At 38.3% G+C, this 25,474-nt stretch carries 31 protein-coding genes and 1 pseudogene; 10 read left to right on the top strand and 22 right to left on the bottom strand.

Going from position 1 to position 25,474, the window contains the following annotated elements; translation table 11 throughout:
* The first annotated feature begins 131 nt into the window (after nucleotides 1–131).
* On the top strand, nucleotides 132–833 hold the full coding sequence (locus ACLIJJ_RS09715) for a YoaK family protein (RefSeq protein WP_233314243.1): 702 nt from the start codon (nucleotides 132–134) through the stop codon (nucleotides 831–833).
* 51 nt (nucleotides 834–884) lie between these two features.
* Here the strand turns inward: ACLIJJ_RS09715 and ACLIJJ_RS09710 are convergent, their stop codons facing one another.
* Entirely contained in the window at nucleotides 885–1,217 is a 333-nt protein-coding gene (locus ACLIJJ_RS09710) for a YisL family protein (protein WP_233314244.1), read from the bottom strand.
* A gap of 593 nt (nucleotides 1,218–1,810) precedes the next feature.
* Between ACLIJJ_RS09710 and brnQ the strand changes: the two genes are divergently transcribed.
* The 3 genes from brnQ (at nucleotide 1,811) to ACLIJJ_RS09695 (ending at nucleotide 3,780) form a co-directional block, all read left to right on the top strand.
* Nucleotides 1,811–3,145: a branched-chain amino acid transport system II carrier protein gene (gene brnQ, locus ACLIJJ_RS09705; RefSeq protein WP_233314245.1), complete on the top strand. Its 1,335-nt coding sequence runs from the start codon at nucleotides 1,811–1,813 to the stop codon at nucleotides 3,143–3,145.
* A 148-nt stretch (nucleotides 3,146–3,293) separates the two neighbouring features.
* Nucleotides 3,294–3,539 (top strand): DUF2164 domain-containing protein, encoded by a 246-nt coding sequence (locus ACLIJJ_RS09700; protein WP_233314246.1) that lies wholly within the window; start codon nucleotides 3,294–3,296, stop codon nucleotides 3,537–3,539.
* Between the two features lie 103 nt (nucleotides 3,540–3,642).
* A complete protein-coding gene (locus ACLIJJ_RS09695) occupies nucleotides 3,643–3,780 on the top strand; it encodes a hypothetical protein (protein ID WP_233314247.1) in 138 nt (45 codons plus the stop codon).
* A gap of 47 nt (nucleotides 3,781–3,827) precedes the next feature.
* On the opposite strand, the gene ACLIJJ_RS09690 is transcribed toward ACLIJJ_RS09695, so the two are convergent.
* The gene (locus ACLIJJ_RS09690; RefSeq protein WP_411410801.1) at nucleotides 3,828–4,064 is read right to left on the bottom strand and encodes a hypothetical protein; all 237 of its coding nucleotides are present in this window, start codon (nucleotides 4,062–4,064) and stop codon (nucleotides 3,828–3,830) included.
* A gap of 158 nt (nucleotides 4,065–4,222) precedes the next feature.
* On the bottom strand, nucleotides 4,223–5,005 hold the full coding sequence (locus ACLIJJ_RS09685; RefSeq protein ID WP_233314248.1) for a D-alanyl-D-alanine carboxypeptidase family protein: 783 nt from the start codon (nucleotides 5,003–5,005) through the stop codon (nucleotides 4,223–4,225).
* A gap of 121 nt (nucleotides 5,006–5,126) precedes the next feature.
* On the opposite strand from ACLIJJ_RS09685, the gene ACLIJJ_RS09680 reads away from it, so the two are divergent.
* Nucleotides 5,127–5,393, top strand: a complete 267-nt coding sequence (locus tag ACLIJJ_RS09680) for a hypothetical protein (RefSeq protein WP_411410800.1) — start codon at nucleotides 5,127–5,129, stop codon at nucleotides 5,391–5,393.
* Between the two features lie 86 nt (nucleotides 5,394–5,479).
* Here the strand turns inward: ACLIJJ_RS09680 and ACLIJJ_RS09675 are convergent, their stop codons facing one another.
* The 3 genes from ACLIJJ_RS09675 to ACLIJJ_RS09665 all read right to left on the bottom strand — a co-directional run bounded on the left by ACLIJJ_RS09675 (nucleotide 5,480) and on the right by ACLIJJ_RS09665 (nucleotide 7,564).
* The gene (locus ACLIJJ_RS09675; protein WP_411410799.1) at nucleotides 5,480–6,262 is read right to left on the bottom strand and encodes an arylamine N-acetyltransferase family protein; all 783 of its coding nucleotides are present in this window, start codon (nucleotides 6,260–6,262) and stop codon (nucleotides 5,480–5,482) included.
* A gap of 15 nt (nucleotides 6,263–6,277) precedes the next feature.
* On the bottom strand, nucleotides 6,278–6,616 hold the full coding sequence (locus tag ACLIJJ_RS09670; protein ID WP_233314251.1) for a cupin domain-containing protein: 339 nt from the start codon (nucleotides 6,614–6,616) through the stop codon (nucleotides 6,278–6,280).
* A gap of 66 nt (nucleotides 6,617–6,682) precedes the next feature.
* A complete protein-coding gene (locus tag ACLIJJ_RS09665; protein ID WP_233314252.1) occupies nucleotides 6,683–7,564 on the bottom strand; it encodes an AraC family transcriptional regulator in 882 nt (293 codons plus the stop codon).
* A 96-nt stretch (nucleotides 7,565–7,660) separates the two neighbouring features.
* Between ACLIJJ_RS09665 and ACLIJJ_RS09660 the strand changes: the two genes are divergently transcribed.
* Nucleotides 7,661–8,578, top strand: coding sequence for a DMT family transporter (locus tag ACLIJJ_RS09660; RefSeq protein WP_233314772.1), 918 nt, complete (start codon nucleotides 7,661–7,663; stop codon nucleotides 8,576–8,578).
* A gap of 36 nt (nucleotides 8,579–8,614) precedes the next feature.
* On the opposite strand, the gene ACLIJJ_RS09655 is transcribed toward ACLIJJ_RS09660, so the two are convergent.
* On the bottom strand, nucleotides 8,615–9,118 hold the full coding sequence (locus tag ACLIJJ_RS09655) for a GNAT family N-acetyltransferase (protein ID WP_233314253.1): 504 nt from the start codon (nucleotides 9,116–9,118) through the stop codon (nucleotides 8,615–8,617).
* 158 nt (nucleotides 9,119–9,276) lie between these two features.
* Here ACLIJJ_RS09655 and ACLIJJ_RS09650 point away from each other — a divergent pair, with 158 nt between their 5' ends.
* Nucleotides 9,277–9,522: a YkuS family protein gene (locus tag ACLIJJ_RS09650; RefSeq protein WP_233314254.1), complete on the top strand. Its 246-nt coding sequence runs from the start codon at nucleotides 9,277–9,279 to the stop codon at nucleotides 9,520–9,522.
* 365 nt (nucleotides 9,523–9,887) lie between these two features.
* Here ACLIJJ_RS09650 and ACLIJJ_RS09645 read toward each other — a convergent pair whose 3' ends face one another.
* Together ACLIJJ_RS09645 and ACLIJJ_RS09640 are read right to left on the bottom strand one after the other, a co-directional pair.
* Nucleotides 9,888–10,850 carry an RtcB family protein gene (locus tag ACLIJJ_RS09645; RefSeq protein ID WP_233314255.1) on the bottom strand — a complete coding sequence of 321 codons (963 nt, stop codon included), beginning with the start codon at nucleotides 10,848–10,850 and terminating at the stop codon, nucleotides 9,888–9,890.
* Between the two features lie 269 nt (nucleotides 10,851–11,119).
* Nucleotides 11,120–11,338, bottom strand: a complete 219-nt coding sequence (locus ACLIJJ_RS09640) for an RtcB family protein (RefSeq protein WP_233314256.1) — start codon at nucleotides 11,336–11,338, stop codon at nucleotides 11,120–11,122.
* A 213-nt stretch (nucleotides 11,339–11,551) separates the two neighbouring features.
* On the opposite strand from ACLIJJ_RS09640, the gene ACLIJJ_RS09635 reads away from it, so the two are divergent.
* Both ACLIJJ_RS09635 and ACLIJJ_RS09630 read left to right on the top strand, forming a co-directional pair.
* A complete protein-coding gene (locus ACLIJJ_RS09635; protein WP_411228514.1) occupies nucleotides 11,552–12,565 on the top strand; it encodes a DUF3231 family protein in 1,014 nt (337 codons plus the stop codon).
* 28 nt (nucleotides 12,566–12,593) lie between these two features.
* Entirely contained in the window at nucleotides 12,594–12,713 is a 120-nt protein-coding gene (locus ACLIJJ_RS09630; RefSeq protein WP_233314258.1) for a hypothetical protein, read from the top strand.
* A gap of 167 nt (nucleotides 12,714–12,880) precedes the next feature.
* Here the strand turns inward: ACLIJJ_RS09630 and ACLIJJ_RS09625 are convergent, their stop codons facing one another.
* The 7 genes and pseudogenes from ACLIJJ_RS09625 to ACLIJJ_RS09595 form a co-directional block, all read right to left on the bottom strand.
* Complete coding sequence (locus ACLIJJ_RS09625; RefSeq protein ID WP_233314259.1) at nucleotides 12,881–13,438, bottom strand: GNAT family N-acetyltransferase; 558 nt, start codon at nucleotides 13,436–13,438, stop codon at nucleotides 12,881–12,883.
* Nucleotides 13,439–13,452: 14 nt separating this feature from the next.
* The gene (locus ACLIJJ_RS09620; protein WP_233314260.1) at nucleotides 13,453–13,758 is read right to left on the bottom strand and encodes a YciI family protein; all 306 of its coding nucleotides are present in this window, start codon (nucleotides 13,756–13,758) and stop codon (nucleotides 13,453–13,455) included.
* Between the two features lie 102 nt (nucleotides 13,759–13,860).
* A complete protein-coding gene (abc-f, locus tag ACLIJJ_RS09615) occupies nucleotides 13,861–15,489 on the bottom strand; it encodes a ribosomal protection-like ABC-F family protein (RefSeq protein ID WP_411410798.1) in 1,629 nt (542 codons plus the stop codon).
* 316 nt (nucleotides 15,490–15,805) lie between these two features.
* Nucleotides 15,806–16,345: a GNAT family N-acetyltransferase gene (locus ACLIJJ_RS09610; RefSeq protein WP_237942273.1), complete on the bottom strand. Its 540-nt coding sequence runs from the start codon at nucleotides 16,343–16,345 to the stop codon at nucleotides 15,806–15,808.
* A gap of 57 nt (nucleotides 16,346–16,402) precedes the next feature.
* Nucleotides 16,403–17,020: pseudogene (locus ACLIJJ_RS09605) on the bottom strand (HAD hydrolase-like protein); the annotation flags it as partial.
* Between the two features lie 136 nt (nucleotides 17,021–17,156).
* A complete protein-coding gene (locus ACLIJJ_RS09600) occupies nucleotides 17,157–17,600 on the bottom strand; it encodes an SRPBCC domain-containing protein (RefSeq protein WP_237941237.1) in 444 nt (147 codons plus the stop codon).
* Nucleotides 17,601–17,745: 145 nt separating this feature from the next.
* Entirely contained in the window at nucleotides 17,746–18,732 is a 987-nt protein-coding gene (locus tag ACLIJJ_RS09595) for a DUF3231 family protein (RefSeq protein WP_237941236.1), read from the bottom strand.
* A gap of 169 nt (nucleotides 18,733–18,901) precedes the next feature.
* Here ACLIJJ_RS09595 and ACLIJJ_RS09590 point away from each other — a divergent pair, with 169 nt between their 5' ends.
* The gene (locus ACLIJJ_RS09590) at nucleotides 18,902–19,444 is read left to right on the top strand and encodes a helix-turn-helix domain-containing protein (RefSeq protein ID WP_233314264.1); all 543 of its coding nucleotides are present in this window, start codon (nucleotides 18,902–18,904) and stop codon (nucleotides 19,442–19,444) included.
* A gap of 31 nt (nucleotides 19,445–19,475) precedes the next feature.
* Here ACLIJJ_RS09590 and ACLIJJ_RS09585 read toward each other — a convergent pair whose 3' ends face one another.
* The 6 genes from ACLIJJ_RS09585 to ACLIJJ_RS09560 form a co-directional block, all read right to left on the bottom strand.
* A complete protein-coding gene (locus ACLIJJ_RS09585) occupies nucleotides 19,476–20,462 on the bottom strand; it encodes an ornithine cyclodeaminase family protein (RefSeq protein WP_411410797.1) in 987 nt (328 codons plus the stop codon).
* Between the two features lie 57 nt (nucleotides 20,463–20,519).
* Nucleotides 20,520–21,830, bottom strand: coding sequence for an MFS transporter (locus ACLIJJ_RS09580; protein WP_233314266.1), 1,311 nt, complete (start codon nucleotides 21,828–21,830; stop codon nucleotides 20,520–20,522).
* 317 nt (nucleotides 21,831–22,147) lie between these two features.
* Nucleotides 22,148–23,086 (bottom strand): magnesium transporter CorA family protein, encoded by a 939-nt coding sequence (locus ACLIJJ_RS09575; RefSeq protein WP_233314267.1) that lies wholly within the window; start codon nucleotides 23,084–23,086, stop codon nucleotides 22,148–22,150.
* Between the two features lie 317 nt (nucleotides 23,087–23,403).
* Nucleotides 23,404–24,519 carry a DUF418 domain-containing protein gene (locus tag ACLIJJ_RS09570; RefSeq protein ID WP_411410796.1) on the bottom strand — a complete coding sequence of 372 codons (1,116 nt, stop codon included), beginning with the start codon at nucleotides 24,517–24,519 and terminating at the stop codon, nucleotides 23,404–23,406.
* Between the two features lie 95 nt (nucleotides 24,520–24,614).
* Nucleotides 24,615–24,956, bottom strand: a complete 342-nt coding sequence (locus ACLIJJ_RS09565; RefSeq protein WP_233314269.1) for an ArsR/SmtB family transcription factor — start codon at nucleotides 24,954–24,956, stop codon at nucleotides 24,615–24,617.
* Between the two features lie 83 nt (nucleotides 24,957–25,039).
* A complete protein-coding gene (locus ACLIJJ_RS09560; RefSeq protein ID WP_233314270.1) occupies nucleotides 25,040–25,429 on the bottom strand; it encodes a hypothetical protein in 390 nt (129 codons plus the stop codon).
* Nucleotides 25,430–25,474 lie beyond the last annotated feature (45 nt).

Below are 25,474 nucleotides of genomic sequence, written 5' to 3'. Positions count from 1 at the left end.
GAATAAACAGACACAAAATTTTCGGATGTTTTTCGGTTGTAACAAACTGATTATGATAAACTATATTTTGCAATTCATGCTTTTTATTATTATGGCAAGAAATTATTTTTAATGGAGAAGGAGAAATTTACATGCATGAAAAACTAAAAACCATTCCCTCCCTTTCTTCGAATTCTATTTATATGGGTCTTATACTCGCCATTGTGGGGGGCTTTCTTGATGCTTATACTTTTGTCAGCAGAGACGGAGTGTTTGCTAATGCCCAAACAGGAAATATGGTGCTTTTAGCTGTTAAGGCAGCAAACGGCGAATGGAAAGGGGCTCTTTTGTATATCCCGCCAATCATTGCCTTTATATTAGGTGTACTTGTTTCTGAAATAGTGAAAATACCGCATGTACGGCATGTTTTATACAGCTACCGACGCTCTATTCTAATATTGGAGTTTTTTGTTCTTGTGTTTGTCGGCTTTTTGCCATTAAGTGTGCCAAACATGCTTGTGACTGTCAGCATCGCTTTTGTCTCTTCCTTACAGATTTCCACATTCAATAAAGTGGACAAATGGGCCTATAACTCGACTATTACGACAGGAAACCTGCGAACAGCAACACAGGCTGCCTATGCGGCTATTGTCGGACACGATGAGGAAGCTAAGCGGCAGTTTATTGATTTCGGTGTAATCATTCTATCTTTTTTTGCTGGTGCTTTGCTTGGAACGTTTTCTACAACTTATTTTGGAAAAACTTCGATTTGGATTGCTGCAGGCATATTAATGATTGCTATTATTTTGTATCACCGTGATAAAGGATATTATAGGAAAGGGGCACAAAATTAATAAGACAGAACAAAGCCTGCAGCAAATCTTTGCTGCAGGCTTTGTTCTGTCTTATAGCGTAAAACCTAAATATAGTACGATAATAAGGGCGACAACAAACTGAATCCATAAAATAGATGTTTTTCTTCCCTTTTTAGTGCGAATTACAATCATCTCAAGCATTGCAATTACCCATAATCCTACTAATGTTTTTAATGTATGCATAACATCAAGGCCAGTGTAGGTAAGCATCGTCACACCTGTGCCAATGATGGCTAAGTACATCAGTCTTAAAACCATATGCACAATTTTACTTCCTTTGTCTTTGCCGCTCTTATGCAGAAGCAAAGATACCACAAAAAGAATCAAGGCAACCGACCATGCCGTTATATGTATATGTCCCAAACTTTTCCCCCTCCTTTCACTCTCTCAAATCTTATCATAGAATAAAAAAAAATATCCAATAAAACTATCAATTTCCAACTACTTATTTTATAACTGTCCAAACGCCTTGCAATATGGGCAGAACTGCTTTCAGCCCCTCTAACTGGATTCTTCCGAGAACCGAAAGTTCTATAGAAATGCTTGAAATTTTAATTTTAATATTATAACATAGTGAACGTTGTTTATAAAAAATACAATAGATAGTTAACAGAAAAAACAAAATCTTTGGCTTTTTTAGCCTTACTTAGTCAGCATGATGTTCCACTGCTTAATGTATGATTTATAGATTTGATGTCTCCGATTATTTTCAGAAATTTTTAGAAATACTAATAAGGACCGGCAAGGCCCCTAAAGACAAATCATTCTTTAAAAGTTAGACATTTGTTAATGAACAGCATTGAGACTTACGAAGTGGCAGCATCTGGTGATTTTTTCATTTGGCTATTATTTTTTGAAAATTGCTATCTTTACGATTTCGCCAATCAATAATCGCGAAGAGTATTTTCGAAAAGTAGTTAACTTTTATATTTGATCTAAGTTCTGGAGGTTTTATCGTGTCAACTAAAGTACCATTTTCCTTTATTATTATTATTGGCCTGATGTTATTTGCACTGTTTTTTGGTGCAGGAAACCTTATTTTCCCGGCCATGCTTGGCCAATCAGCAGGCAGTGAAATCTGGTCAGCTAATGCTGGGTTCCTTGTTACTGGTGTTGGCTTGCCACTTCTCGGTGTACTAGCTTTCGGCTTTTCCGGGAAAGAAGACTTGCAGTCATTAGCGAGCCGTGTACACCCACTTTTCGGGATTATCTTTACAACGGTTCTTTATTTAGCAATTGGCCCATTATTCGCTATACCGCGTACAGGCAATGTATCTTTTGAGATTGGTGTTAAGCCATTTGTGACAGAAAGTTCTGCCGGTATTGCCCTTCTTATTTTCACTATTATCTTTTTTGCTATTACTTGTTTCTTGTCTCTTAACCCAGCTAAAATAGTAGACATAGTCGGCAGATTCTTAACGCCAATCAAGTTAACATTTATCGGGATTTTGGTTGTTGTTTCCGTCATTTTCCCTATTGGTAAGTTTCAAGCTCCAACAGAGCATTATATGACAAACTCGTTTTTCAACGGGTTCCAAGAAGGATATTTAACAATGGACACACTTGCGTCCTTTGTGTTTGGAATAATTATTATCAATGCTATTCGTGAAAAAGGTGCTACTACTAGAGGCCAAATCATGAAGGTTTGTTTAATGGCAACAGCAATTGCGGCTGTCATCCTTGCTGCTATTTATTCAGCACTTTCCTTTATGGGTGCATCTAGTGTGGAAAAGCTCGGTTATTTAGACAATGGCGGAGAAGTTTTAGCTCGTGTTTCTGACTACTATTTTGGAACATACGGCGGAGTATTGCTTGGCTTGATGATTACAGTCGCTTGTTTAACAACTAGCGTCGGACTAATCACATCTTGTTCTTCCTACTTCCATAAGCTGTTCCCGTCTATTTCGTATAAAGCAATTGCAATCAGTTTATCCGTATTTAGTGCAGTAATTGCCAATGTCGGTTTGACTGAGTTAATTACGATTTCTGTGCCTGTGTTGACTATTATTTATCCACTGGCGATTGTGCTTATATTCCTGACTTTCCTTCATCCACTTTTTAAAGGAAGACCAGCAGTATATCAAATAAGCCTATTGTTTACATTTATCGTCAGCCTAGTGGACAGTTTGCAAGGAACTGTATTAAAAATTTCAGCACTTGATTCGTTCTTTGCAAGTTTCCTGCCAATGTACGGGATTGGTTTAGGATGGATTTTTCCTGCTATAGTCGGCGCTATAATCGGCTATGTAGTGCAGCTTAACAAAGAGAGTGTTGCTACTTTAAATAAATAGATCAAACGAAAGAAAAAAGGAGACTGACGCAATTGTCAGTCTCCTTTTTTCATGCTATTTGACAAAAATTTATAAAAAAAGCAAGACTGGTAAATCGTTCTAGTTCCATGTATAGTACAACTATCTTCTTATGAAAGGAATGTTTTACTTGTTTTATAAATTAACAAAAGAACAGCAGCAGCTAATGGTTTCGGAAATACAAACGTTTTTTGCAGCTGAACGGGACGAGGAAATATCAGAATTCGCAGCGGAAAGCGTGCTTGAGTTCTTTAAGGACACGATTGCTCCTCATTTTTATAATGCTGGCGTTATGGATGTCAAAAATTTAGTGGAAGAGCAATTCTCTGCTATTGAAGATGAAATTTTAACATTGGAAAAACCAATCAGAAAATAGAATCCCTTTTTCCTGCATATACCATTATTCAATGTACATATAGGAGCTGCCAAAGTAACATGCTATACTAGACTTCATTTCTTTTATAGGAGGTTTTCTGGCTATGCGTAAAACAATGCTTGCACTGCTCCTCGCTGCATTTCTTGGCTCAACGATGACTGGCTGTGATGAAATTAATCCAGGCACAGACCAGCCAGGAGAAGATGAAATCGGCGATAATGAAATTAATGACGAAGAATAAAGGCATCGAGTTTTCGATGCCTTTCTAAAAAGTAATTCAAGCTTTCCTCATTCCTTATTATTTGCGTATTTCAGTTCATATCTCTCTTTTTTTGCAAGCCTGAAAGCGCCGCGATAATTGTGCCTGACTGTATTGTTCCAGCGATACCCGCAGGTTGCCGCCGTTTTATTTAATACAACGGCAACCTCTTCAAAGGCAGCAATTGCTGTACTGCCCTCACGAATATGATTCAATACCGTTTCTGCCAGTAAAGCATCTTGTTCTCTCGTAAATGTATGTGGCATTTTATCACCTTTTGTTCGTCTTGATTATCCTTAATATCGACACGAAACAGTTTAGTTTTAGTGCCATTTTACATTTCTAGCAAATCTGTTTATATCATCGCTGTACCCTTTTTCGTTTATACCCAAAAGGAAGGAATGAAAACAGCGTTGGAACCCGCTTAATTATCCTCTACATTGGCAAAAAACTCTTCCAATGTCCAATTCTTCTCTTTTATTAATTTAGCTGCTTCCTTGCCAACATAGCGATAATGCCATGGTTCATATTCATATTGGGTTATGTCAACCTTATCTTTCGGATAGCGCAGAATAAATCCATATTTATAAGCATTGTCCATTAACCATTTGCCTTCTTTATCTTCTCCGAACTCTTCCGTTAATAAGAAATTCTGACCCTCTGAAGTGATATCCATTGCTAACCCGCTTTGATGTTCACTAGAGCCGGGAATAGCTACTGCCTGCTCTGCTTGTTCTTCCCCTACATTTGCAACCTCTTGGTCAAAAACTGCAGATTGTCGTTCATATGACCTGTATCCTGAAGAGGCATAAAGAATCATACCTTCTGATTTAGCTCCATTAAACATTTCAGCAAGCGCTTCTCCTGCTTCCTTCCTCATATAGCTTTTCTCAATATCCTCATTCCCAAAGGAAAAGGAAACTTCTGGTCTGATAAGATCCTTTGGTTCATAATCACTTGGCAAATAATATTCTTTATTAACTAACGCTAATATATTTTCAGGATTCAAAATGACATTATGTCCGTCTTCTTCCTTTACTTTATTTAGATTTTCACTTGGTATGGTCCATTCCTTTGTTTCTTGATTTTCTGCCTGCTGCTGGGAAGTTTGGTTCGTGTTTTCCTCTTTTGGCTGACTCTCTTGTTGTGTCGTACTGCAGCCGCTCAAAATAAAAGCAATAGCTGCAGTCGTAATTATTTTTTTCATGTTGTCACCTTTCTTCTCTTGCTCAGTAGTCCATTTTATGTATTTCTTTCCTTCTACCTTCATTATTATAAGGGAATATTAACATTATAGAAGTGTTTGTCGACAATACCATTACAAAAAAATGACAAAACAAAAAAATATCTATTACGTTCCGAATACGAATAGCAACATAAAAACCGCTTTTTCATCTAACAATAAGGAAGAGATACATCAAGCAATGGGAGGGAATCACAAAATGCCTAGAGATGCAGACAATATTCATGTGGAAACAGAATCTCATAAGGATGGTCCAAGAGAAGGAGTCATCCCAAGTGGAAACAGTAATCAGATGGGGATTAGAACAGAAGCTGGACATAAAAGGCAAATGCCTTCCATGTTCAATCACTGAAAGCAGATGCTGATATGCAGCAATTCAGCGATACGATAGATAATGCCTTTCCTAAATAAAAAAAACAGGATGCAAAAGCATCCTGTTTAGCTCCTAATACCAAATCTTTCTTTCGCCTTTAATATAAATTCTTGCGAATCTATGTCTTCCTTTTGTTTAGTTCCGTCCGACCATTCTGTAAATGAATGATTAGTCAAAACTATACTTCCCTTATCTGTTAACAAGCTAAGCAGAGGATCTTTATTAAAACGCGACGCAGGATGATTAACGATAATTCCTTGCATTTCATTTAACTCTTTGACATCATCGAAAACTTTAGTTGAGCAAAAGGCATAACCAATCCTCCAGTCCTCATCTTTATCCTTCAGCTTGACATATAACATATAATCTCCATACTCACTCGGCTTCTGCTCTATCTTAAATTCTCCATTATCTGAAACTATTAGCTCTCCATCAAGGGGCACAGGCTTTAATGGCAGATTGGCGCCATATCCTGAATCCACCACATATTGGCGTTCATTATCCTCAAGCAATATACAAGCGTGGGTAGCTCCTGTCTTGCTCCAAGCTTGATTGGCAGGATCATAGGTAATCCCCTTAATTAGGGCGACATTTAACCCGTTTTCACGTAAAAACAAGTAAAGAAGGGAATTTATATCATAGCAAAGCCCGCCTTCTTTTCGCTCAATGATCTTATCTTGTAAATAAGCGGGAGATATCTCGCCCGTTTTCCCTCCGATTATAGCCATATTTTCAAAAGGGACTGTTTTTGCCACCTTTTCCAATACAATTTCTAGATTTTGCAACGTTATTGCTTCTGCAAGAGGGAAGCCAATTCGCTGCCGAAAGCGTTCATTTAATTCATGCATTTGTCATCCTCCTAACTATATAAAAAGATTCTCTCCTTGAAGGACAAGGACTGTCATGCCTTGCTCACTGCCTGATTCATGGCCTTCTCCCTTGTCCCACAGCACTCCCTCACCTGTTTGCAGTGTCTGTATTTGTCCGTCCGCTCCTTTAATCCAGCCTTGCCCTTCCATTATGATGAAGGCCTGTTTAACCGGAGCATCATGATAACCTACCATTCCCCCAGGCTCGACATGAATTATACCGATACTAACAGGTTCATTTGTTCGCATTAAATTCGTGTAATAAGCAGCTACGGAATTATAATTGCTGATGGCCTTGCCTGTAAGCTTATTAAATGACATTATTTCCTTCATTTAAATACCTCCTTGTTCGCCATCTTATTATCGCATACATTTATTTAAGGTCTCTAGGAAAAGCTGTTACAACTGCTTCTGTTTTTTGTAGGCTAAAGGCGTTATCTTCATTTCCTTACGAAACTTTTGAATAAAGTAGCTTGTGCTGCTGAAGCCAACCCGATAAGCGACCTCCGTAATATTGGCATCCTCTTCTTGAAGCAAAATTAAGCTTTTCTGAATGCGATAATGCTCCAAATAATTAAAGGGCGAACGGTTTAAGATCCTTTGAAAATAGCGGCAGCATTCCGATCGACTCAAATGGCCTGCTGCAGCAATATCGACAAGCTTTATTTTCTCCTCATAATGATGATGAATCCAGTCGAGCATCTGTTTCATTCTTTCATTTTTAACTGACTCTGCTTTGTTAAAGGCAGGCGGAAGTCCATTTTTCATAAAACTTTTCCATAATAAGGAAAGCTGTATACTAATATCAATTTCAAAATACGGCTCCTTTTTTTGAAGGAGTTCGTTAATGGCTAGGATAGCGTCCAATATAATTCTGCCCCATTCTTTATGACCATCAAGAGGAACATATGGAAGATTGCTTGCTTGCATATATGGATAAACATACTGAGAAAAAAGTTCTTGTGTGAGCATAAAGGAAGGTGCGACGTTAAGGCAAATATAGGATGCGTCCTTTGTGACCTCCGCTGCCATATGCAGTAAACCGCTGTTTATAAATAGGCCGCTGTCTTCTTTCAGTAAAATATCGTCTCCATTTACCGAGAAATTCGCTTCTCCTTTATGCATGTACACAAACTGCAGTTCATCATGCCAATGCAGCGGGATGTGCCCATACATGTTTTTATTAATGGTTGTTTCGTAGCAGGCTACAGGCAATAATACAGTATAATGCTCTGTCAGCTCTTTTAGATCATCACCGATAGGAAAAGGACGGTTTTGCATAACAACCTCCATATATTTATATTTTTTCCGTCTATTATCGTATTTTTCCGCTGATTATTCCTTTATTATAACAATATCTTTATAAAAGGCGGAGACATAATGACTAGAAATAGAGGTTTGTTTTTTGTAATTACAGGTGCTGCTTTTTGGGGAGTCGGCGGCACAGTTGCCCAGAAGCTCTTTCAAACCTATCAAATCGATGTAAATTGGCTAGTTGTCGTAAGGCTGCTGCTTTCTGGCTTAATGCTGCTTTTGCTGACAGCCTTTAGCAAAAAGCGCAGTCAAATTATTGCTGTTTGGAAGAGTCCTCAATCCGCTTTCCGATTGATTGCCTTTTCCCTTTTTGGGATGCTGGCCGTTCAGTATACTTATATGGCAGCCATCAATCATGGCAATGCAGCTGTTGCTACGTTGCTGCAGTATTTAGCACCAATCATGATTATGATATATTATCTTTTAACCAAAAAAGCGCGGCTGTCTAAACTAGACGGATATTCTGCCGCACTTGCATTAGGCGGCTGCTTTCTTCTGCTGACAAATGGTTCTTTTTCCGAGCTTTCTGTTCCTGTTCAAGCTGTTGTATGGGGTGTGCTTTCTGGAATAGCGGCTGCTTTTTATACTTTAAGTGCCGGACGCTTGCTGGAAAAGTTTGATTCTATGGTAATTGTCGGCTGGGCGATGATAATCGGGGGACTTTGCTTAAATACGTTAGAACCTGTGTGGAAGACAGCACCTGCTGAACTGCCTAGTGCAGCCATTGGTTATTTATTGTTTGTGATTGTGTTTGGCACAATGATAGCCTTTTGGTTTTATATAAAAAGTTTAGAGTCACTATTGCCGAAAGAATCCAGCTTGTTAGGCAGCATTGAGCCGCTTGCGGCTGTGTTGACGACGGTCTTTTGGCTCAACATGCCATTTGGCTTATTTCAATGGCTTGGCGCAGCCTGCATTATCGGTGTCATTCTGCTTCTATCTGCTTTTAAACGGCAGAACGCTCAATCTGTCCAACTATAAAAAAAGAGAAGCTGCCGTCAAAAAATCGGCAGCTTCTTATATTGCGTGCTCTTCTACCTTATACTTATAAAACTTCTTATCAACCTCCATAAGCGGAAAGGCCTTAGGCAGTTCGGCCAGCTCAATACTTGTAAACTGGTTTTTCTCATAAAAGCGATGAGCTGCTAAAAACTGAGGCGTAGTGCCAAGGTAAACTTCTAAAATATCGACTTCCTTTGCCCAAGCAAGGGCATTTTCCAACAAAAGTCTCGCTGTATTATAGCCTGCGCCGCGATAATCTTTATGCACGAACATTTTTCTTAAGGCAGCTTGGCTGTTGCCGATATCAAGTAAAGCAATGGTACCAACTACCTTCTCCTCACTACGAGCAACCCAAAAGTTGCCTTTTCCTCTTTGATAAAATGTTTCTATCATCAATAAATCAGGCTGGTCTTCTTTTGTAATAGGGATATTATATTCTGTTTGCTGAATCGTTAATATCAAGTCAACCACTTCAGCTTGATGCTTTTGCCGAAATAGTTCCACAATTGGTTTGTTCAACTATTGCCACCACCAAAAATTATTTTTCATGCCAATATCTCTTTATTCTGTTTATCCTGTTAAATTCCTCCTTTTAAATATCAGATTTTTCAGTTTAGTTTCACTTAGAATAATTCTGTTGTTTTAGGACAACTTACTTTTTGGAGGAGGTGATACATATGGCAAGAATTGGTGTAGAACAATCACTAACAAATATTTCAGAGGCTCTCCGTGAACAAGGGCATGAGGTGATTGATTTAAAGCAAGAGTCTGATGCACAAAACTGTGATTGCTGTGTTGTCTCAGGAATTGATTCTAACGTAATGGGCATGCAGGACACACAAATACAAGGCTCTGTTATTGAGGCAAACGGCCTTTCTGCTGATGAAGTATGTCAGCAAGTAGCACAAAGAACAAACAAATAAAAAACATGCTTAAGCAAGCACCTTTTTTGGGGTGCATGCTTAAGCGTAACCTCCTATGAATCCAGCTAGACTCCCCTTTTTCCTTCCCCTTATGTATGAAGAGCTTAAATCATGGCGATAAACATAAGGGACACTTTGCTTTTTTATCAAAAGAATTATGTATTTTTAGTAAAATTTCCACTCTCGTTACATTAGTTTTTTCCCTTTTGTCATATGATGTAGTATTCCTTTTAAAGAGGGGAGCTGATTAAATGATTATCTTTTTGATCGGGTTAGGCATATTGCTTGTAGATGTGTTTTTTTGAAGGTCATCTTCTCCAAAGAAAAGGAAGGATTACAAGCGCAATCCTTCTTTTTCTTTGGTTTTAATTGGCCTTAAAATTATACAACGGCTTAATAACCTTCATAATTTCAATGGTATCAACACTATGTCTAATAATATCCTCCATTGGCTTGTATGCCATCGGGCTCTCATCTAATGTGCTTTCATTAACAGAAGTCGTCCATACTTCCTTCATTGAATCCTGGAATTCTGTCAATGACACCATCTCTTTTGCTTTCGTTCTTGACATTAATCTGCCTGCACCATGAGGAGCCGATTCATTCCATTCTGCATTACCTTTACCGATTGCAATTAAGCTGCCATCACGCATATTGATTGGAATGATTACTTTTTCCCCTTTTTTGGCAGAGATTGCCCCTTTTCTGAGAATCATTTGTTCCATATCAATATAATTGTGAATCGTTGTAAAGCTGTCCGCTATTTCCCAGCCCATACGGGAGACAATTTCTTCTGCCATTGCTTTACGATTCAAAAGTGCATAATGCTGCGCGATTTTCATATCATTCATATAATGATCAAAGCTTTTTCCTTGAAGATAAGCAAGATCCTTTTTGATGAAAGGACTTTTAAGGCTTTTTAACGCTTCTTCAATTTCCCTTTCCCTGCCTTCTGCTTTCAATTCATTAATCAGCGTTTGGCGTTCTTCCTGCAAACTTAACAGCTCATTATATGCTAAGTTTTGATAATGCTCTGCAATTACCTTGCCTAAATTTCTAGAACCAGAGTGGATGACAATCACAATTTTATCGTCTAATTCGTTCAACTCAACAAAATGGTTACCTCCACCTAAAGTTCCAACTGATGATTTAGCTCTTTTCAAGTTAAAAGGCGCGACCACATTACGAAAATCAATTTTTTTGGAATACGGATGGAATTGACTGCTTTCCCTTGTGGCAAAGCCGCTTGGAATATGTTTGCGGATTATTTCATCGAGCTTATCGAAATTAACTTCTGTTTTATTTTTATTTATAACGGCAACTTCCATGCCGCAGCCGATATCACATTTTTCTCCTAATTACTTAAGAGTTTGGACTATACCTTCTCTGCGGTTATCGGAGTTAGGCAGCTCCTATCGCAGGCTCGCCGTATTAATTATCCCATCATTTATAAGGTTTGGTAATAATTCTGCACGTAAATCTGCCACTAGCGTGCAAGTCTCTGAACCATTTGACTATGTTGCCACAGCCTCTGGCTGCTGATTGCCCTAATAGGGGTTCCAGCAATTGAGCGAGTGGTTTAACGTCTGGGCCAACATCAAGCAACCCCGACTAAGTTTGGAACAATTTTATCTGTTATAGTCATCGTTGTTCCGATTGTACAGCCTGCGCCTGCATGAGTATCAGGCATAATCCGGATTTTGGTTCCTTCTGTAAAGTCCTGATCGCAAAGCTCTTGAATTTGCGACAATGCTGTTTCTTCGACTTTATCTGTAAAAACTTTGGCGCTGTTAAATCTCCCTTGCACTTCAATCATAAAATCCCTCCTCATTACACTTATAACAGCAGTTTCACAACTGGGAATGTGCTGCCGTTTTTAGTCCAGTTCGCTTAATAGTGTATATAATCCTGCTTATTTTGTAAAATAATAGAAAACAATTACAGCCAGCAATGAATGAAAATCAGACATATGGGAAAACTTTTTTTAGACAATATAGACCGTTATCGTTCTGATGGGAGCAAATCATATATGACGAAACTTAACAAACCACCGCTAACAAGTGCTGAACAGGGAAATTTATGGAACTTTTATATAGCAAACACGATGTCTCACTGTATGTTCCAGCCTTTTTTAACAAATGTGGAGGATAAAAGAATCAAGGCAATTATTAAAGACAGTGATGTTTTAAGCCAAAGAATCATTGATCATGTTACCATTTTATTCCAAGCAGATAATATCCCTCTTCCTGTCGGTTTTTCAGCAGAAAAAGATGTAAATCTTTCCGCACCACGGCTGTTTTCTGATGAGTTTTATCTTGAGTACATAGACATGATGTATAAGTTGGGAATTATCTTTTACAGCATTACCTTGCCTAATACATCAAGATTAGATATACGTCAATTTATTGTCGAAATCATGAGGGACGCTGCTACTCTTTCCAATCAGGTGACAGAGTTAATGCACGAAATGGGGATTCATGTGCGGCCTCCGAATATACCTGCGATGGATGCTGCTGAAATGGTTCAACGGCAAAGCTTTTTTAATGGCTTTTTTGGTGATAAAAGGCCATTAACAGGTATTGAAATTTCACAATTATTTGCTAATATCCAGTTCAACACGATGAAAACCGTGCTGCTGCTCGGTTTCAGCCAAGTCGCAAAATCAGAGGATATCAGCAACTATTTTATAAGAGGCAAGCATATAAATATTAAACAAAATTCCGTATTTTCCAATGTACTAAAGTCAGAAGACTTGCCATTGACAATGCCAAGTCAATTTAATATCACCACATCCCAAACAGCACCCTACTCTGAAAAACTGATGCTTTTTCATATCAGCAATCTGTCTTCTGCAAAATTACGAAATTTTGGTGATTCTATTGCAGTTAGTCCGCGCCATGACCTTGGTTCTATCTATCTTCGGCTAATGGTGGAAACTTCAAACTATGCAGAGGACGGCGGAAATCTATTAATCGAGCACAATTGGATGGACAAGCCACCGCATAACATCGACCGTAATTTACTTGCAAAAAAACAAAAATAATATATTTTGCTTAAAGGAGCCTTGATAGATGAAAAAAGAGCAAGAAGTTATCTCAGATGAATTTTTAGATCATCTCGTCGAGGAAATTAATGAAATATATGGATGGGATGATAAAAAAGACAGTAATGAAGAAGAAAATAGAGGTTAAAAATAGCCATGAAAAATGTTAGTCCCCATTTTTCATGGCTTTTAAAAATGTAAGTGCTACTACTCTAGGCATTGGTGATAGCATTACATTTCTATTGTAACGTTCTTTATAGAGAATGTCTCGTGCTTTTTACCATTTTAATAAATTTTTTATAGGAGTAAATAGTATTAGCTCTTAAAATCAGTCTTTAATAGGGAATACATATAAAGATCATCCATTTTTCCGCAGCTGTATTCATAGCTTCTTAACAGTCCCTCCTGTAAAAAGTTATTCTTTTCCAGCACTCTTTGTGATTGGCGGTTTGGAGGCTCTACAAGTGCTTGAATCCGCACTAGTTTCATTTGGTCAAAGCCATAATCAACGACAGCGTGAAGAGCCTCACTGACAAGTCCTTGTCCCCAATACTGTTGATGAAGCTCAAAGCCAACTTCTGAGCGAAAATGGCGCTTCTCCCAATTTAAAAAACCGCAGCTGCCAATTACTTTGTCTTCGCCTTTTAATGTAATGCCCCATCTTATTCCAGTCTGCTGCATGTGGATTTTGCTATACCAATCGATCTCCTCGACTGTTTCCTCCACTGACTGAAAAGGCTCCATTCCATAATATTTCATTACAGCTTTGTCAGAAAGATAACGATAAATATCTGCTGCATCTTCCTTCGTTATTTTTCTTAAATGTAAGCGATCTGTTGCAAGCAGTGGGAAATCTTTATGCTTGAGGCACATGTATTTACCTCCATTTATTTATACAATTCCATAAACGTCCCTGCCACCATACATGGCTTAACATCAATTTTTTGCCACACATTGCCTGTTACATAGGGTTCTACCTTTAACCATTCGTCAACAGCTTCTCTTGTCGGATATTCAACGACCATCATCGAACCAATCATTTTTCCGTGATCATCCAATAAGGCTGCACCATATAAATGCTTTCCTTCCTTAAACCGCATTTCTACGGAACTTAAATGCTCTTTTCTTGCAAGCATTCTCCGTTCCAATGCCTGCTCATCCGTACCATCATATGCCGTAACAACAAATTGCATTAATCATGTCCCCTTTGTATTTGTAGATATCATTGCCATTAATATTCTTTCTACAGCAAACAGCACTTTTCCTTCACAGAAAAGTGCTTATTCTTGTAATCCTTATGACAGCTCTTTCAGCTTTTTTGTTAGCTCGTTGAATTTCGCATCAAGCTTAGAATATTCCTTATCATGCGGCATCATGAAACTTAACCTTCCTAGTATTTCCTGCCTTTCTGTTTCAAGCTTCAGCCGCAGTTCTTCCACATCATCTCTAGCTGCAGCAGGTAATTGCCATTGTTTGCGAACTCCATTATTCGTGATTAAAAGCGAGCTTGTTGTCGTTTTCTCCAGGAAATAGCGGTCATGTGAAACAACAATTAATGTTCCATTATATTGTGCCAGTGTTTCCTCCAGCTGCTCACGGGATGCAAGGTCCAGATGGTTGGTTGGTTCATCTAGTAAAAGCACATCTTTATCCTCTAATATATATGCCATCAGCTTGCATTTAACGCGCTCGCCCATACTCATCGAGCCGATTGGTTCCCTCCATTGAGACGCAATAAAACCTAACTGCTTCATTAAAGTTTGTACCTTGCCTCGTTCTGCAAACGTCTCGCGATGAAAAAGCTGTGAGGGTGTCTGTTCAAGGGGAAGATCAAAAACCTCCTGCGATAAATAGCCAATCTTAGCTGTAGGAGATACCCATATCTCGCCAATTCCTTGCTCACTACCAACAATCATTTTCAAAAGAGTCGTTTTGCCGGATCCATTTGGACCTGTTAGAGCTACTCTTTCGCCGTGTTTAATGGTAAAATGCACATCCTTAAACAATGTCCGCTTGCCATATGCTTTCGCCAAACCCTTCACTTCGAGAAACCGTTTGCCGACCTTACTGTTGGATTGAAGGGAAAAATAAACGGAGTGCTCGCCTTCAACAGGTTCCACCTTATTCTTCTCCAGCTCCTTTTCAAGCCGCTTTTGTTTTGATTTTACTTGGGCATCCATGCGCTTTGCTTTAACTCGGTAGTACTCCTTTACCCCTTCCTTTTTCGTGGATTCGGCGTGAGCTTTTTTTGACCAGGAATTCAATTCCTTAATCTGACCTTCTATTCGTTCTGTCAGCTTTTGCTGTTTTTCATATTCCCTCTGCTGCACAAGTCTTTTTTGTTTGCGAGCCTCCATATAAGCAGTATAGTTCCCCTTATGCTCCACAAGCTTCTTGCCTTCAATAGCCCAAATTTTTGTGGCCACTTCATCAAGAAAATAGCGGTCATGTGACACTAATACAATGGTGCCTTTATATTCCTTTACCTGCTTTTGAAGCATCTGCAGACCCTTGTCATCAAGATGATTTGTCGGCTCATCCAGCAATAACATATCAGCATCTTGTGCGAATCCTTCAGCAAGTCTGGCCTTTAGTTTTTCGCCACCGCTTAAGTATTCATATGGAGAGTCAGGCACTTGCCATTTTTCTAATAGCTTTACTTCAGCGACTGATTTATCTGCAGACAGATGCGTCGCTGATTCCTGAACAACAAGCCAAGAAGTTAAGGGAACAAGCCATTGGAGCTCACCGTTAGAAGGAGTTATGTCTTCATTCAACAGATGCAAAAGTGTCGATTTGCCAGCACCATTATTACCGATAATGCCGATTATATCCCCTTGCTGCACCGATGCTGTCACTTCTTCGAATACAAGATGGTCCTTGATTTCATAACTAATATGATGCAATTTCAATAATTCTTTCATTAATTAATCCCTCTCTTAAATAGGGAGGACAAAAAAATCCTCCCAAAAGTAATTTTGGAAGGATTAGCCGAACATTTTAAGCATGACCAAATAAGCCTTGTAAGACTTATTGATACGTATAGATAGAAAATGGGCAGACTAATCCTATTTTAGTTTGATTTGCAAATATGCATTTCAGGCTAAATAAAATAAGATTAGATAATCATCGTCCACCCATCATCCCTTTCTGCTTTGTTACTAACAGTGTAACAAAACTCTTTTTTCAATGCAATGGTTTACAAACTATAAATGACAAAAAAAGGAATCGGCTTATATGCTAAATCGCGCTCGTTTCCCATTCCTCCCGCAATATTCCCATGCGGATGGAATCATAATAAACACCATTATAATAACGGCATTTCCTGAGCCGTGCTTCTAGCTGCATCCCAAGCTTTTCTCCTACCTTCATCATGCGATGATTGCCAGACCATGTTGTAAAGCCAACTCTTACTAGCGGGAGTGTTTGAAACAAATGACTTGTCCACAGCTTTAGTACTTTTGTTCCGTATCCTCCGCTCCAATACTGAGGATTGAAAATAACGATACCCATTTCCAACCAATTGGAAGGTTTATGCTCCCAGTAGTAGCTAACCGTACCAATAAGCTTTCCGTCTACCTCAATCCCCCAATAATCGCCTTGACCGATTATTTCATTCTTGCGCTTCATAAATTCGGCCCACGGAACAGCCTTATGTTCATAATAAGGCGCATCCCAGTTTTTCCATTCAGGTGCCTCTTCTTTATATGCCTGTTCCCAAAGCGGATAAAGATCAGCCTCTATCAACGGTCTAATGATGATGTTATCTTCTGCATACATGCTTGGAATAATGGAGCTTTGTCCGCCAAAGAAAATATTCTCAACCTCTTGAATAGTGTCTGCTAGATAGGTAGGCTTGGATAAAGCCAGCTCTTCCCGGGACCCATATCCATATGTAACACCGACAGAGTCTATGCCAGTATTATTTGCTCCAATTAAGTCATATTTTCTATCCCCAATCATGATAAAATTACTAGGTTCATATTCTTTGTAATAATCAAGCAAATATTGAATGATGTCTGTTTTCGCTGATCTAGTTCCATCGAGATTGCTGCCGACAATCATATCAAAATAAGAATCAATTGCAAAATGCTCGGCAATTTTTTCAGCAAAAACCGTCAGTTTTGAGGTTGCGATTGCCAAAATACAGCCGTTCGCTTTTAACCGGCTTAACAATTTTGGTATCTCTTCAAAGAGTTCATTTTCATACATTCCGTATTTTTTAAATCTCTCCCGATAAAATCCAATTGCCTTTGGAATTGTTTCCTCATCAAATCCAGCATATTCTGCAAAAGAAACATGCAATGGCGGTCCGATATAGCATTCTAATTCATCCAATGTTGGTACTTGTTTATTAAGCTTTGCGAAAGCATGTTGAACAGATTTCGTGATTCCTTCCTTAGGATCTGAAAGTGTTCCATCCAAATCAAATAGTATGACTTTATATGTTTTCATTCCAACATCCCTTTCTGCTTGTAAACTACCTCATTTTACCATATTCAAATTCAATGAATACCCACATTGTCCTAAAAAAGAAAAAAACTGCTAGTTAAGCAGCAGTCTTCCTGAATAAAAACAATATTGCACCTTCTTAATCAAACACTAGCGCCGCCCTCAAATCACAGATGTTATGTTCTAAGTAACCTTTTAAGCAGGTAAGGGTGTAAACCCAGCCTTCCTTTTGGCCGAGCAGTTTTTCAACAAGCAGGGGATCTTCGGGCTTGAAGCCCGATTCCCGCACTTCCATTATTGTATTTGTTTGTTCGTGCTCCCTTAATTTAATGGTAACGATTGTTTCCTCCCGTTCAGCGCCCCAAGCAAACACAATTTTTTCGTTATTCAGAATTTCCAGCAGACGAATTGCTGCTTCTGCCTTATACTCGTTATATTTAAGGATGACAGTATGACCTTGCGCCCAATTTTCTGAACTGGATGAAAACCAAAAATTGCCGATTTTTTCTCGCTCTACAATCGCTGCGAATACATTTTCAACAGGCTTGTTTATTTGCAGTTTAACAGTTACTTCTGTTACCAACTATAATGCCCCCTTTTTTATATTATTCTATTCTATCATAGGAGAATACGGTACCTAAACGGAGCAATGCGATAGTTTACATAATTAGCTTATCTTTAACAAAGAAGGTGGATACTGTTCTATCAGTATCCACCTTCTTGTACAGCTAAACTCTCATTTTCGGTGGTGACTCCAGCCAGCCTTTATCAATCATAATATTAGTTCCGTCCTCTGCATACAGTTCAATTTCTCCTAACAGACGGTTATAAGAGACGCCTAAATCCCGACGATAGCTTGTGCCTAACCCTAATCCGTAAAAGCCTATGCCTGCTGATGTAAGTGCGCTTGCAATGAACATCATCAGCTTTTCAGAGAATACTTTCAAATCCTGTGGTATGACCTCTTTATCCCAATGAAGGCTAGCGTACAAATCATTATCTTTCAAATATGCTTGGAAAATCTCGCAATGCTTCTCAGCAATTTCTTTTCCGCGAATTAAATATTTTTTTACTTCCTCTGAACGTGTTGATGGAAGGAAGCCAATCATTAATCCAGCACCTAAAGCATTTCGGTGGAAATTGGCATATAAATTTGTAATCTCTGGAGCAGTGAGCGGTCTCTTATCTCCTAGGAATCCAGACAGAAAGCTCTGGCGCTGGATATAATCGACTTCCTTTGCTGGCGGAACCTCCGGTAAGCTCTGGTATTTCCCTTTAAGTGTAAGAAGTTCCACCAGCATTTCATAAAGCTTCATAGCATCTGTTAGACACTTCTTATAATAGTCCATACAATCTTGTCTTTGAACAACAGATAAATTTATCCCATGCGCCCGTAAACCCATTCTGGCAAACTGGTGAATATACTCCAGTATAAAATCGTCTGTATACACCTTTTTTGCTGTTGGAGATATATCCTCTTCTACATGAAAACCATGAGGTATTGCCCTACCCTCAGACTTAAAGATTTTTTTTATTTCATCCAGCTGGCGAACCGATGTGTGATAAGCAAACTCCACAATATCCTTTGTTTGCTTATCTTCGGCAATTTTCAAAAAATAACTGAACATGCATACTTGAGAGCTTTCTCCCATATAAGATCCCCATAGCTGGGATACTTCTGCTGAAGATAATAGATGTGAGTCTTTTTTTGACACAGTAAGTCCTCCACGTATTTTTTTATGAGTTTGCCCATTACCGGAGGATTTCATGTATGTTCCTTAAAAACGCAAACCTTTTGCAATATTCTAATACTTGTATATAATAAAATGACCAGTACATACAGCTTTAAAAATTATTATTCTTTTTGTCTATAAAGGAGCAGTTATGGAGCAAAACATCGGCAGATTAATTTATGAGCTTCGGCGCGGCAAAAAACAAACATTGAAACAGATTGCAGAAAAAACTGGCTTATCTATCAGTTTTATATCTCAGGTGGAACGATCTAAGTCTTCCATTACGATTGAGTCGCTCACAAAAATTGCTGAAGCGCTTAATGTCAGCCCAAGCTATTTTTTCACAGATAAAAACAAAGAGAAAAAATTTGTTCATCGCAGTGTTAAAGATGCGGTAACCATTCAAGCGTCCCAATTCATTTATGAAAGCATCACAGGTGATGTAAACAACCCTGTGTTTGAACCGATGATTGTCACATTGTTGCCGCGCAATCAAAAAGTAACAACATTCACTCATTCAGGACAGGAGTTTCTGTATGTACTAGAAGGGATACTTACCGTCCTCTATGAGGAGGATGAATACGAGCTTCATCCTGGAGACAGCTTTCATGTAGAATCTACCAATCCTCATAACTGGTATAACAGAACGGATAAATTAGTTAAAATACTATATGTGCGCTCAAGCGTAACTTAAAGTATCTCCATCATATAAGATTGGGATTTTTTTATAATGCAACTTCGTAACCCACCCCATTTTCAACTGCCTTCATAAAGACTGCAGCTGCAACGGCAGTATCTAAATAAGCAACACCGACAGATTTATATAGAGTGATTTCATCCTCCGAAGTACGGCCGGCCTTTCTGCCAGCTACAAGCTCTCCTAATTCCCCGTAAAGCATGTCAAAGCTCCACTGCCCTGCTTTTTCTGGTATGAGTAAGTCTCCTGCTTCATCACGAGCACCTTCGATTGTATCGACAACAATCTTGCTGCAGCGTTTTAATGTCACTAAATCAACTTCCCTCATCTGCGGCTTAAAGGCGCCGATTGCATTAATATGTGTGCCAGGCCGTATATGGCTGCCATCAAAAAGCGGCTCAGTCGATTTAGTGCTACAGACAATAATGTCTGCTTCTTTCACCGCATCATTGCCTGTTTTTGCAATCTTTATCTCACCATTCCAGTCTGGATAGAGGGAGGAGATTACTTCAGCAAACTCGACTGCTTTTTCCGTCGTCCGGTTATACAAAACCAGCTGTTCTAGATTACGAACTGCCATCACAGCTTGTACTTGACCGAGAGCTTGAGCTCCGCAACCCAGTATGGCAGCACTCCTAGCATTCTTCCTTGCGAGATGGTCTGTTGCGACACCACTTGCCGCACCTGTTCGTAATACAGTTAAGAAACTGGCATCCATAAGGGCTGTTTGCTTGCCGGTTTGTGTTTCAGTTAACAAAATGACGCTTTTTAAGGCAGGATTGCCTTGTTCGTTATTCGGAAAAATTGTGATAACCTTAACCGCTGCATAGTCGAGCGGCTTTAAATATGAAGGCATTATAAGGGAAGTTCCACCTGCCTTTTCATGCTCCACTGCTGTCCTTACAGGAGTAATTGTCTCTCCTTGTGCATCATATAAAAAGGCTTTGCGCACATCTTCTAAACAATCTTCCATAGGATACATGGTGCGAATCTGCTTCTGTGATAATATCAGCATCTTTTTACCTCCCCTTAAAAAATTTTTCTGGGAGCAGATCTATAGCCCCCATCCCCATCAATCCAGTTCTTCGTTGCTTTTATCTTTCGCAAAGTAAATGGCAATTAAAGATATGACACTTGTAGCAACAATATATAATGCAACAGGAATCCACGAATTACTGTATGCGCTTAACAATGCTGTTGCAATGAGCGGTGCTGTCCCGCCAGCAAGTGCAGCTCCAAGCTGATAGCCTAGTGTGACACCTGTATAACGGACATTTGTAGTGAATATTTCAGTAAACATCGTGCCAAGTACAGCTGTAACTGGTGCCCACAGAATGCCAAGGCCAATAACAGTTGCTATAATCAGCAAGAAATCTGATTGTAAGGATACAAGATAGAAGTACGGAAAGGCATAAAGAAGAATCGCAACCGTTCCGCCAATGTAGAGCGGTTTTCTCCCTACCTTGTCTGATAATTTTCCCATCAAGGGAATCATGACAGTTGCAACTAAGACCGAGATTGTAACTGCATTCAAAGCAACAGTCCGCTCATAACCTTGGTATTCAGTGGCATAGGCAATGATGAAGGTTCCAAAAATATAAAATGGTCCTGTTTCCACCACTTTTGCGCCGACAGCTATTAACACTGCTCTCCAGTGATAGCGCACTGTCTCAATAATCGGCACCTTTGCAACGTTTCCACTTTCTTTAGCTTCTTTAAATGCAGGTGTTTCATCAAGCCCCTTTCTAATCCAAAGGCCTAGAAATACTAATAAAGCGCTTAAAATAAACGGTATTCTCCAGCCCCATGACATAAATTGAGCATCACTTAACACAGTAGTCAAAATAGTAATGGATAATGTTCCTAACAGCATCCCAATTGTTACGCCGATTTGCGGGATACTTCCAAAAAAACCGCGGCTGTTTTTGTTTGAATACTCGACTGCTAGCAGCAAAGCACCGCCCCATTCCCCGCCAATGCCAAGGCCTTGAATACATCTTAATGTAATAAGCAGGATTGGTGCCCAAACACCAATTGCATCATAATCTGGCAAACAGCCGATTAAGACTGTTGCGCCGCCCATCAGCGACAATGTCATTACAAGCGTTGTTTTTCGCCCGACTCTATCACCAATATGGCTAAAGATAATTCCTCCAAGAGGTCGAATGAAAAAAGGCAATGCAAAGGACACATAAGATAACAGCAATCCGACAACAGGATCATGATTTGGAAAAAACAAGGTTGTAAATACTAAGGAAGCAACTGTGCCATATAGAAAATAATCAAACCATTCAATGGAACTGCCTATTAAACTAGCAATTAATGCTTTACTGGCAATCTTTTTTGTCACTGCCGGCTGAACTTGTATTGGCTGTGTCTCCATTATCCATATCACTCCATCTTCACATTTTTTTATCTGCTCTGCCTGCCCTAGATGAGGTAATCATATGTTTTCTCCTCCCCACTCCCCTTTTAACCTAATATCAAATATTTTGTTACCACTTCATATCCGTTTAAAAAATTGAAGTGACACTTAAATATTTAAGCAAAAAAATTTTCCGATAATTGGAGTATATTATATTCAGATTTTTCAGTCAATGTGTTTTGTAAGAAAATCTCTCCTTAAAAATATCCGTAACTCTACTTGAATTTATTGGATAAAATAAAAAAGAGTGCATCTTATTATGCACTCTGTCTACTTTAAAAGAACCTCTTTCGCCAAAAAACAACCGCTGTAATACTAGATAAGATTGTTGAAATTAAAATAGCGACAAAAAAGGCATATTTATATTCTTGATAAGGAATGTCTACATTCATTCCATAAAAGCTCGCAACCATTGTCGGAAAGGAAAGAACAATCGTAAAGGAAGTTAAGAACTTCATTACCATGCTTACATTGTTAGAAATAATGGAAGCAAATGCATCCATCATGCTGCTTAAAATAGATGCATGTGTTTCAGCCATCTCAATCGCTTGCTGGTTCTCTATAATAACATCCTCAAGGAGATCCTGATCGTCTTCATACATTTTTAAAAATCTACTTTTCATCATTTTATGCATAACAATATCATTTGTTTTGAGTGATGTTGTAAAATAAACAAGGCTCTTCTGAAGATGCAGCAGAGAAAATAACTCCTTGTTTCGCATCGACTGCAGAAGTTGACCTTCAATCGTATCTATCTTTTTGCTGATTTGTTTTAAATACTTTAAATACGCATTAGACATAGAATACAGGATTTGAAAAGCGAATCTCGTTCTTTTATATGTAAAGAAATCCTTGACTTTCCCTTGAGAAAAAGCTTGAAAAATCGGATTATCCTGTAAACAAATGGTGACGAAACAGTTTTTCGCAATGATAATTCCTAATGGAATCGTATCATACTCCGGTTTCTTTTTTTCATTCATCGTAACATTTGGAACGTTGACAATGATCAAAATATCTTCACCGTCTTTTTCAATTCTTGAACGCTCCCCCTCATCCAAAGAGTCTTTCAAAAATCCATTCGGTAGTTCAAGCTTCTGGGCAATAAACTGTATCTCTTGTTCCGTTGGGGCAACCATGTTGATCCAGCACCCGCTCGTAATCGTATTCGTTTCTTTAAGTACTCCTTCTTCGTTAGAAAGATAAATGTTTAACATGATAAAACCTCCTCTAAAAATTATGAGGAAGCCAAAACTTAGCCATAAACAAGTTGAATTTTACTTGCATTCAATAATTGAAGGAATGACTCCTTATTGACTTCCCCCTTGGTCGACTCGGGCTCTGGTTCACTGCAATAATGACTACTCATAAAAATTCAACTCCTTTTATAATCTAATTTTTATCAACTACTTCATTGTACTTATTTCCTATGGTTTTGCAACTAAACTAGTAAAATATTAAATGAAAATCCAAAAAATCAAACTTTTCGACTATTGTGTAATTCAATGTTACAAATTCGAATTTCCTATAGATTTTAATGAATTTTAAAGTAGGTTAACTTTCTCCACAAAAATTCAACTGGGCCTTGTTTAAAACGTTGTAACCAAAGATAGCTTAAGCCAATTTGGCAGACAGCAAGTACAAAAGAGATGAGTATTAACTTTGACGGCGGTATTGTTGCATACAAAGAAAAAATTCTGAAAATGAGTAACCCAATAATGTTTTGCATTAAATAATTAGTAATCGCCAATCTGCCAACATAACGGAAATAGATTAGACTCATTTTGCTTAGCTGCAAAAACAGTAAAATACTTAACCCATAAAACAATGACATAAGCGGATTACCAAATGCATCAGATGCTTGAATAAACAGCAAGGAATCAGGGTGCAGCACAGCCAATATTTTCAAGCCTAACCCTAGTCCTCCAAACAAAATCCATACAAACACATGCTTCTTCGTTATATGTATAATAGTTGATTTATTTTTCGCTAGTAAAACCCCGATTAAAAACATCGGAAAAATGCTTAGAAATAAATATACAATAGAAAAAAACTCAAAGGTTGACAGCCAATCATAAAAATTTTGTAAAAAAGCTGTGATTCCACTTGTCTGATAATTTTCAATAACGGTTAGTAAGTAATCGTAATCAAAGTACTCAGCCGGATTATACGGAAAATGAATAAATAAAATAAGCAGCAACATATTTGGCAAATATAACAGTATTAGCAGAATGCTAATTGTCTTACTAGACGCCTTATAGAGTGGCAGCAACAAAAAGCCAAACAGAGCATAGGTGGTTAGGATGTCTCCGTACCAAATGAAAATAGCATGCACTGCCCCAATACAAAGTAGAACGAATTGCCTTCTGGAAAATAGTATGTACGGATTTTTTCCCCTTGCCGCTGCCTTGTCCATAAACAGCATAAAACTGAATCCGAACAGAAGAGCAAATAAAGGATAAAAATTTCCTTGTACGAAAATAAATAATAATTGTTGTATTAATAAATCAACTTGTCCTGTCCAAAGACTGCTTGGAAAGCTGTCATATAATACGGGACTGCTTAACGGCACAATATTCGCAAAAGCAAGCCCTAAAACAGCAAAACCTCTTACTATATCTATTTCATGAATTCTCTCTAAGCTATTCATATCATCCCTTCTTTCATAAAAAAGACTCACCGCATATAACAATTGCAAATTCTGCTATATGCGGTGAGCCCCGCTACCTATATTTTTTAATGAAGTTATGCATCACATGAAATTCTCAGACCATTTTCCTCTAGCCAAGTAAATCTTTCCGTTTGGTCAGGGATATACCGGAGCACATCTTCAATCATCGGAAAATACTTCGTATTGCGTTCAAGAGAGTATATCATCCATTGCCCTCGTCTTTGTTCCTTCACAAGTCCTGCATCCTTTAACTTTCTTAAATGCTGACTGACTGCCGGTTGAGACATTTGAAAAATGTCAACAAATTCACATACACAGCAATCATGGATATTCAGCATCCCGATTATGGACAACCTAGTCTTATCACCTAATAACTTTAAAATGGCTGCTGTTTCTTCCAACTCTTCATTAGACATTATAATCATCCATTTCCATTAAATTATAATTATATAATAATGCCGTTTTCTAATGTCTGCAAGGATATGCTACTTCTAATTACCTATTTTGCTTTATTCTTCATAAATAGAACATCCAAAAATACTATACCGAATGAGCAGCCCAACGGGATAAATAAATAAGAGTATGCACCGTTATTATCTTGCTTGAGAACATTATTAATAAAAAAAGAAATAATGGCAAGCACAACAAACCAAGAGAGGAATTTTAGCATTCTCTTTTTAATTTCTGTCCGATTTGCCTTTCTCCAATATTTTAAAGCACTACCACCGAGGTACAAAGCATACAGTAAAATAAATACTATATATCCATAAATAAAATTTTCTGCAAAGGCAAGACCATTATGAAAATAAACAATAAAAATAGCTAAAACGGTAGATAATCCGAACACTGCAAGCATGAGCCAGTTAAACCAAACATAATTTTTTACCATCGTACACCACCAAAAACATTCATTAAACTGCTAATCCACTATCTC

The organism is Niallia laureatilytica, assembly GCF_046613985.1.
In the GTDB taxonomy this organism is placed as follows: domain Bacteria; phylum Bacillota; class Bacilli; order Bacillales; family Cytobacillaceae; genus Niallia.
Note: the sequence above shows the minus strand (reverse complement) of the source record. Positions and strands in the feature narration are given on the sequence as shown.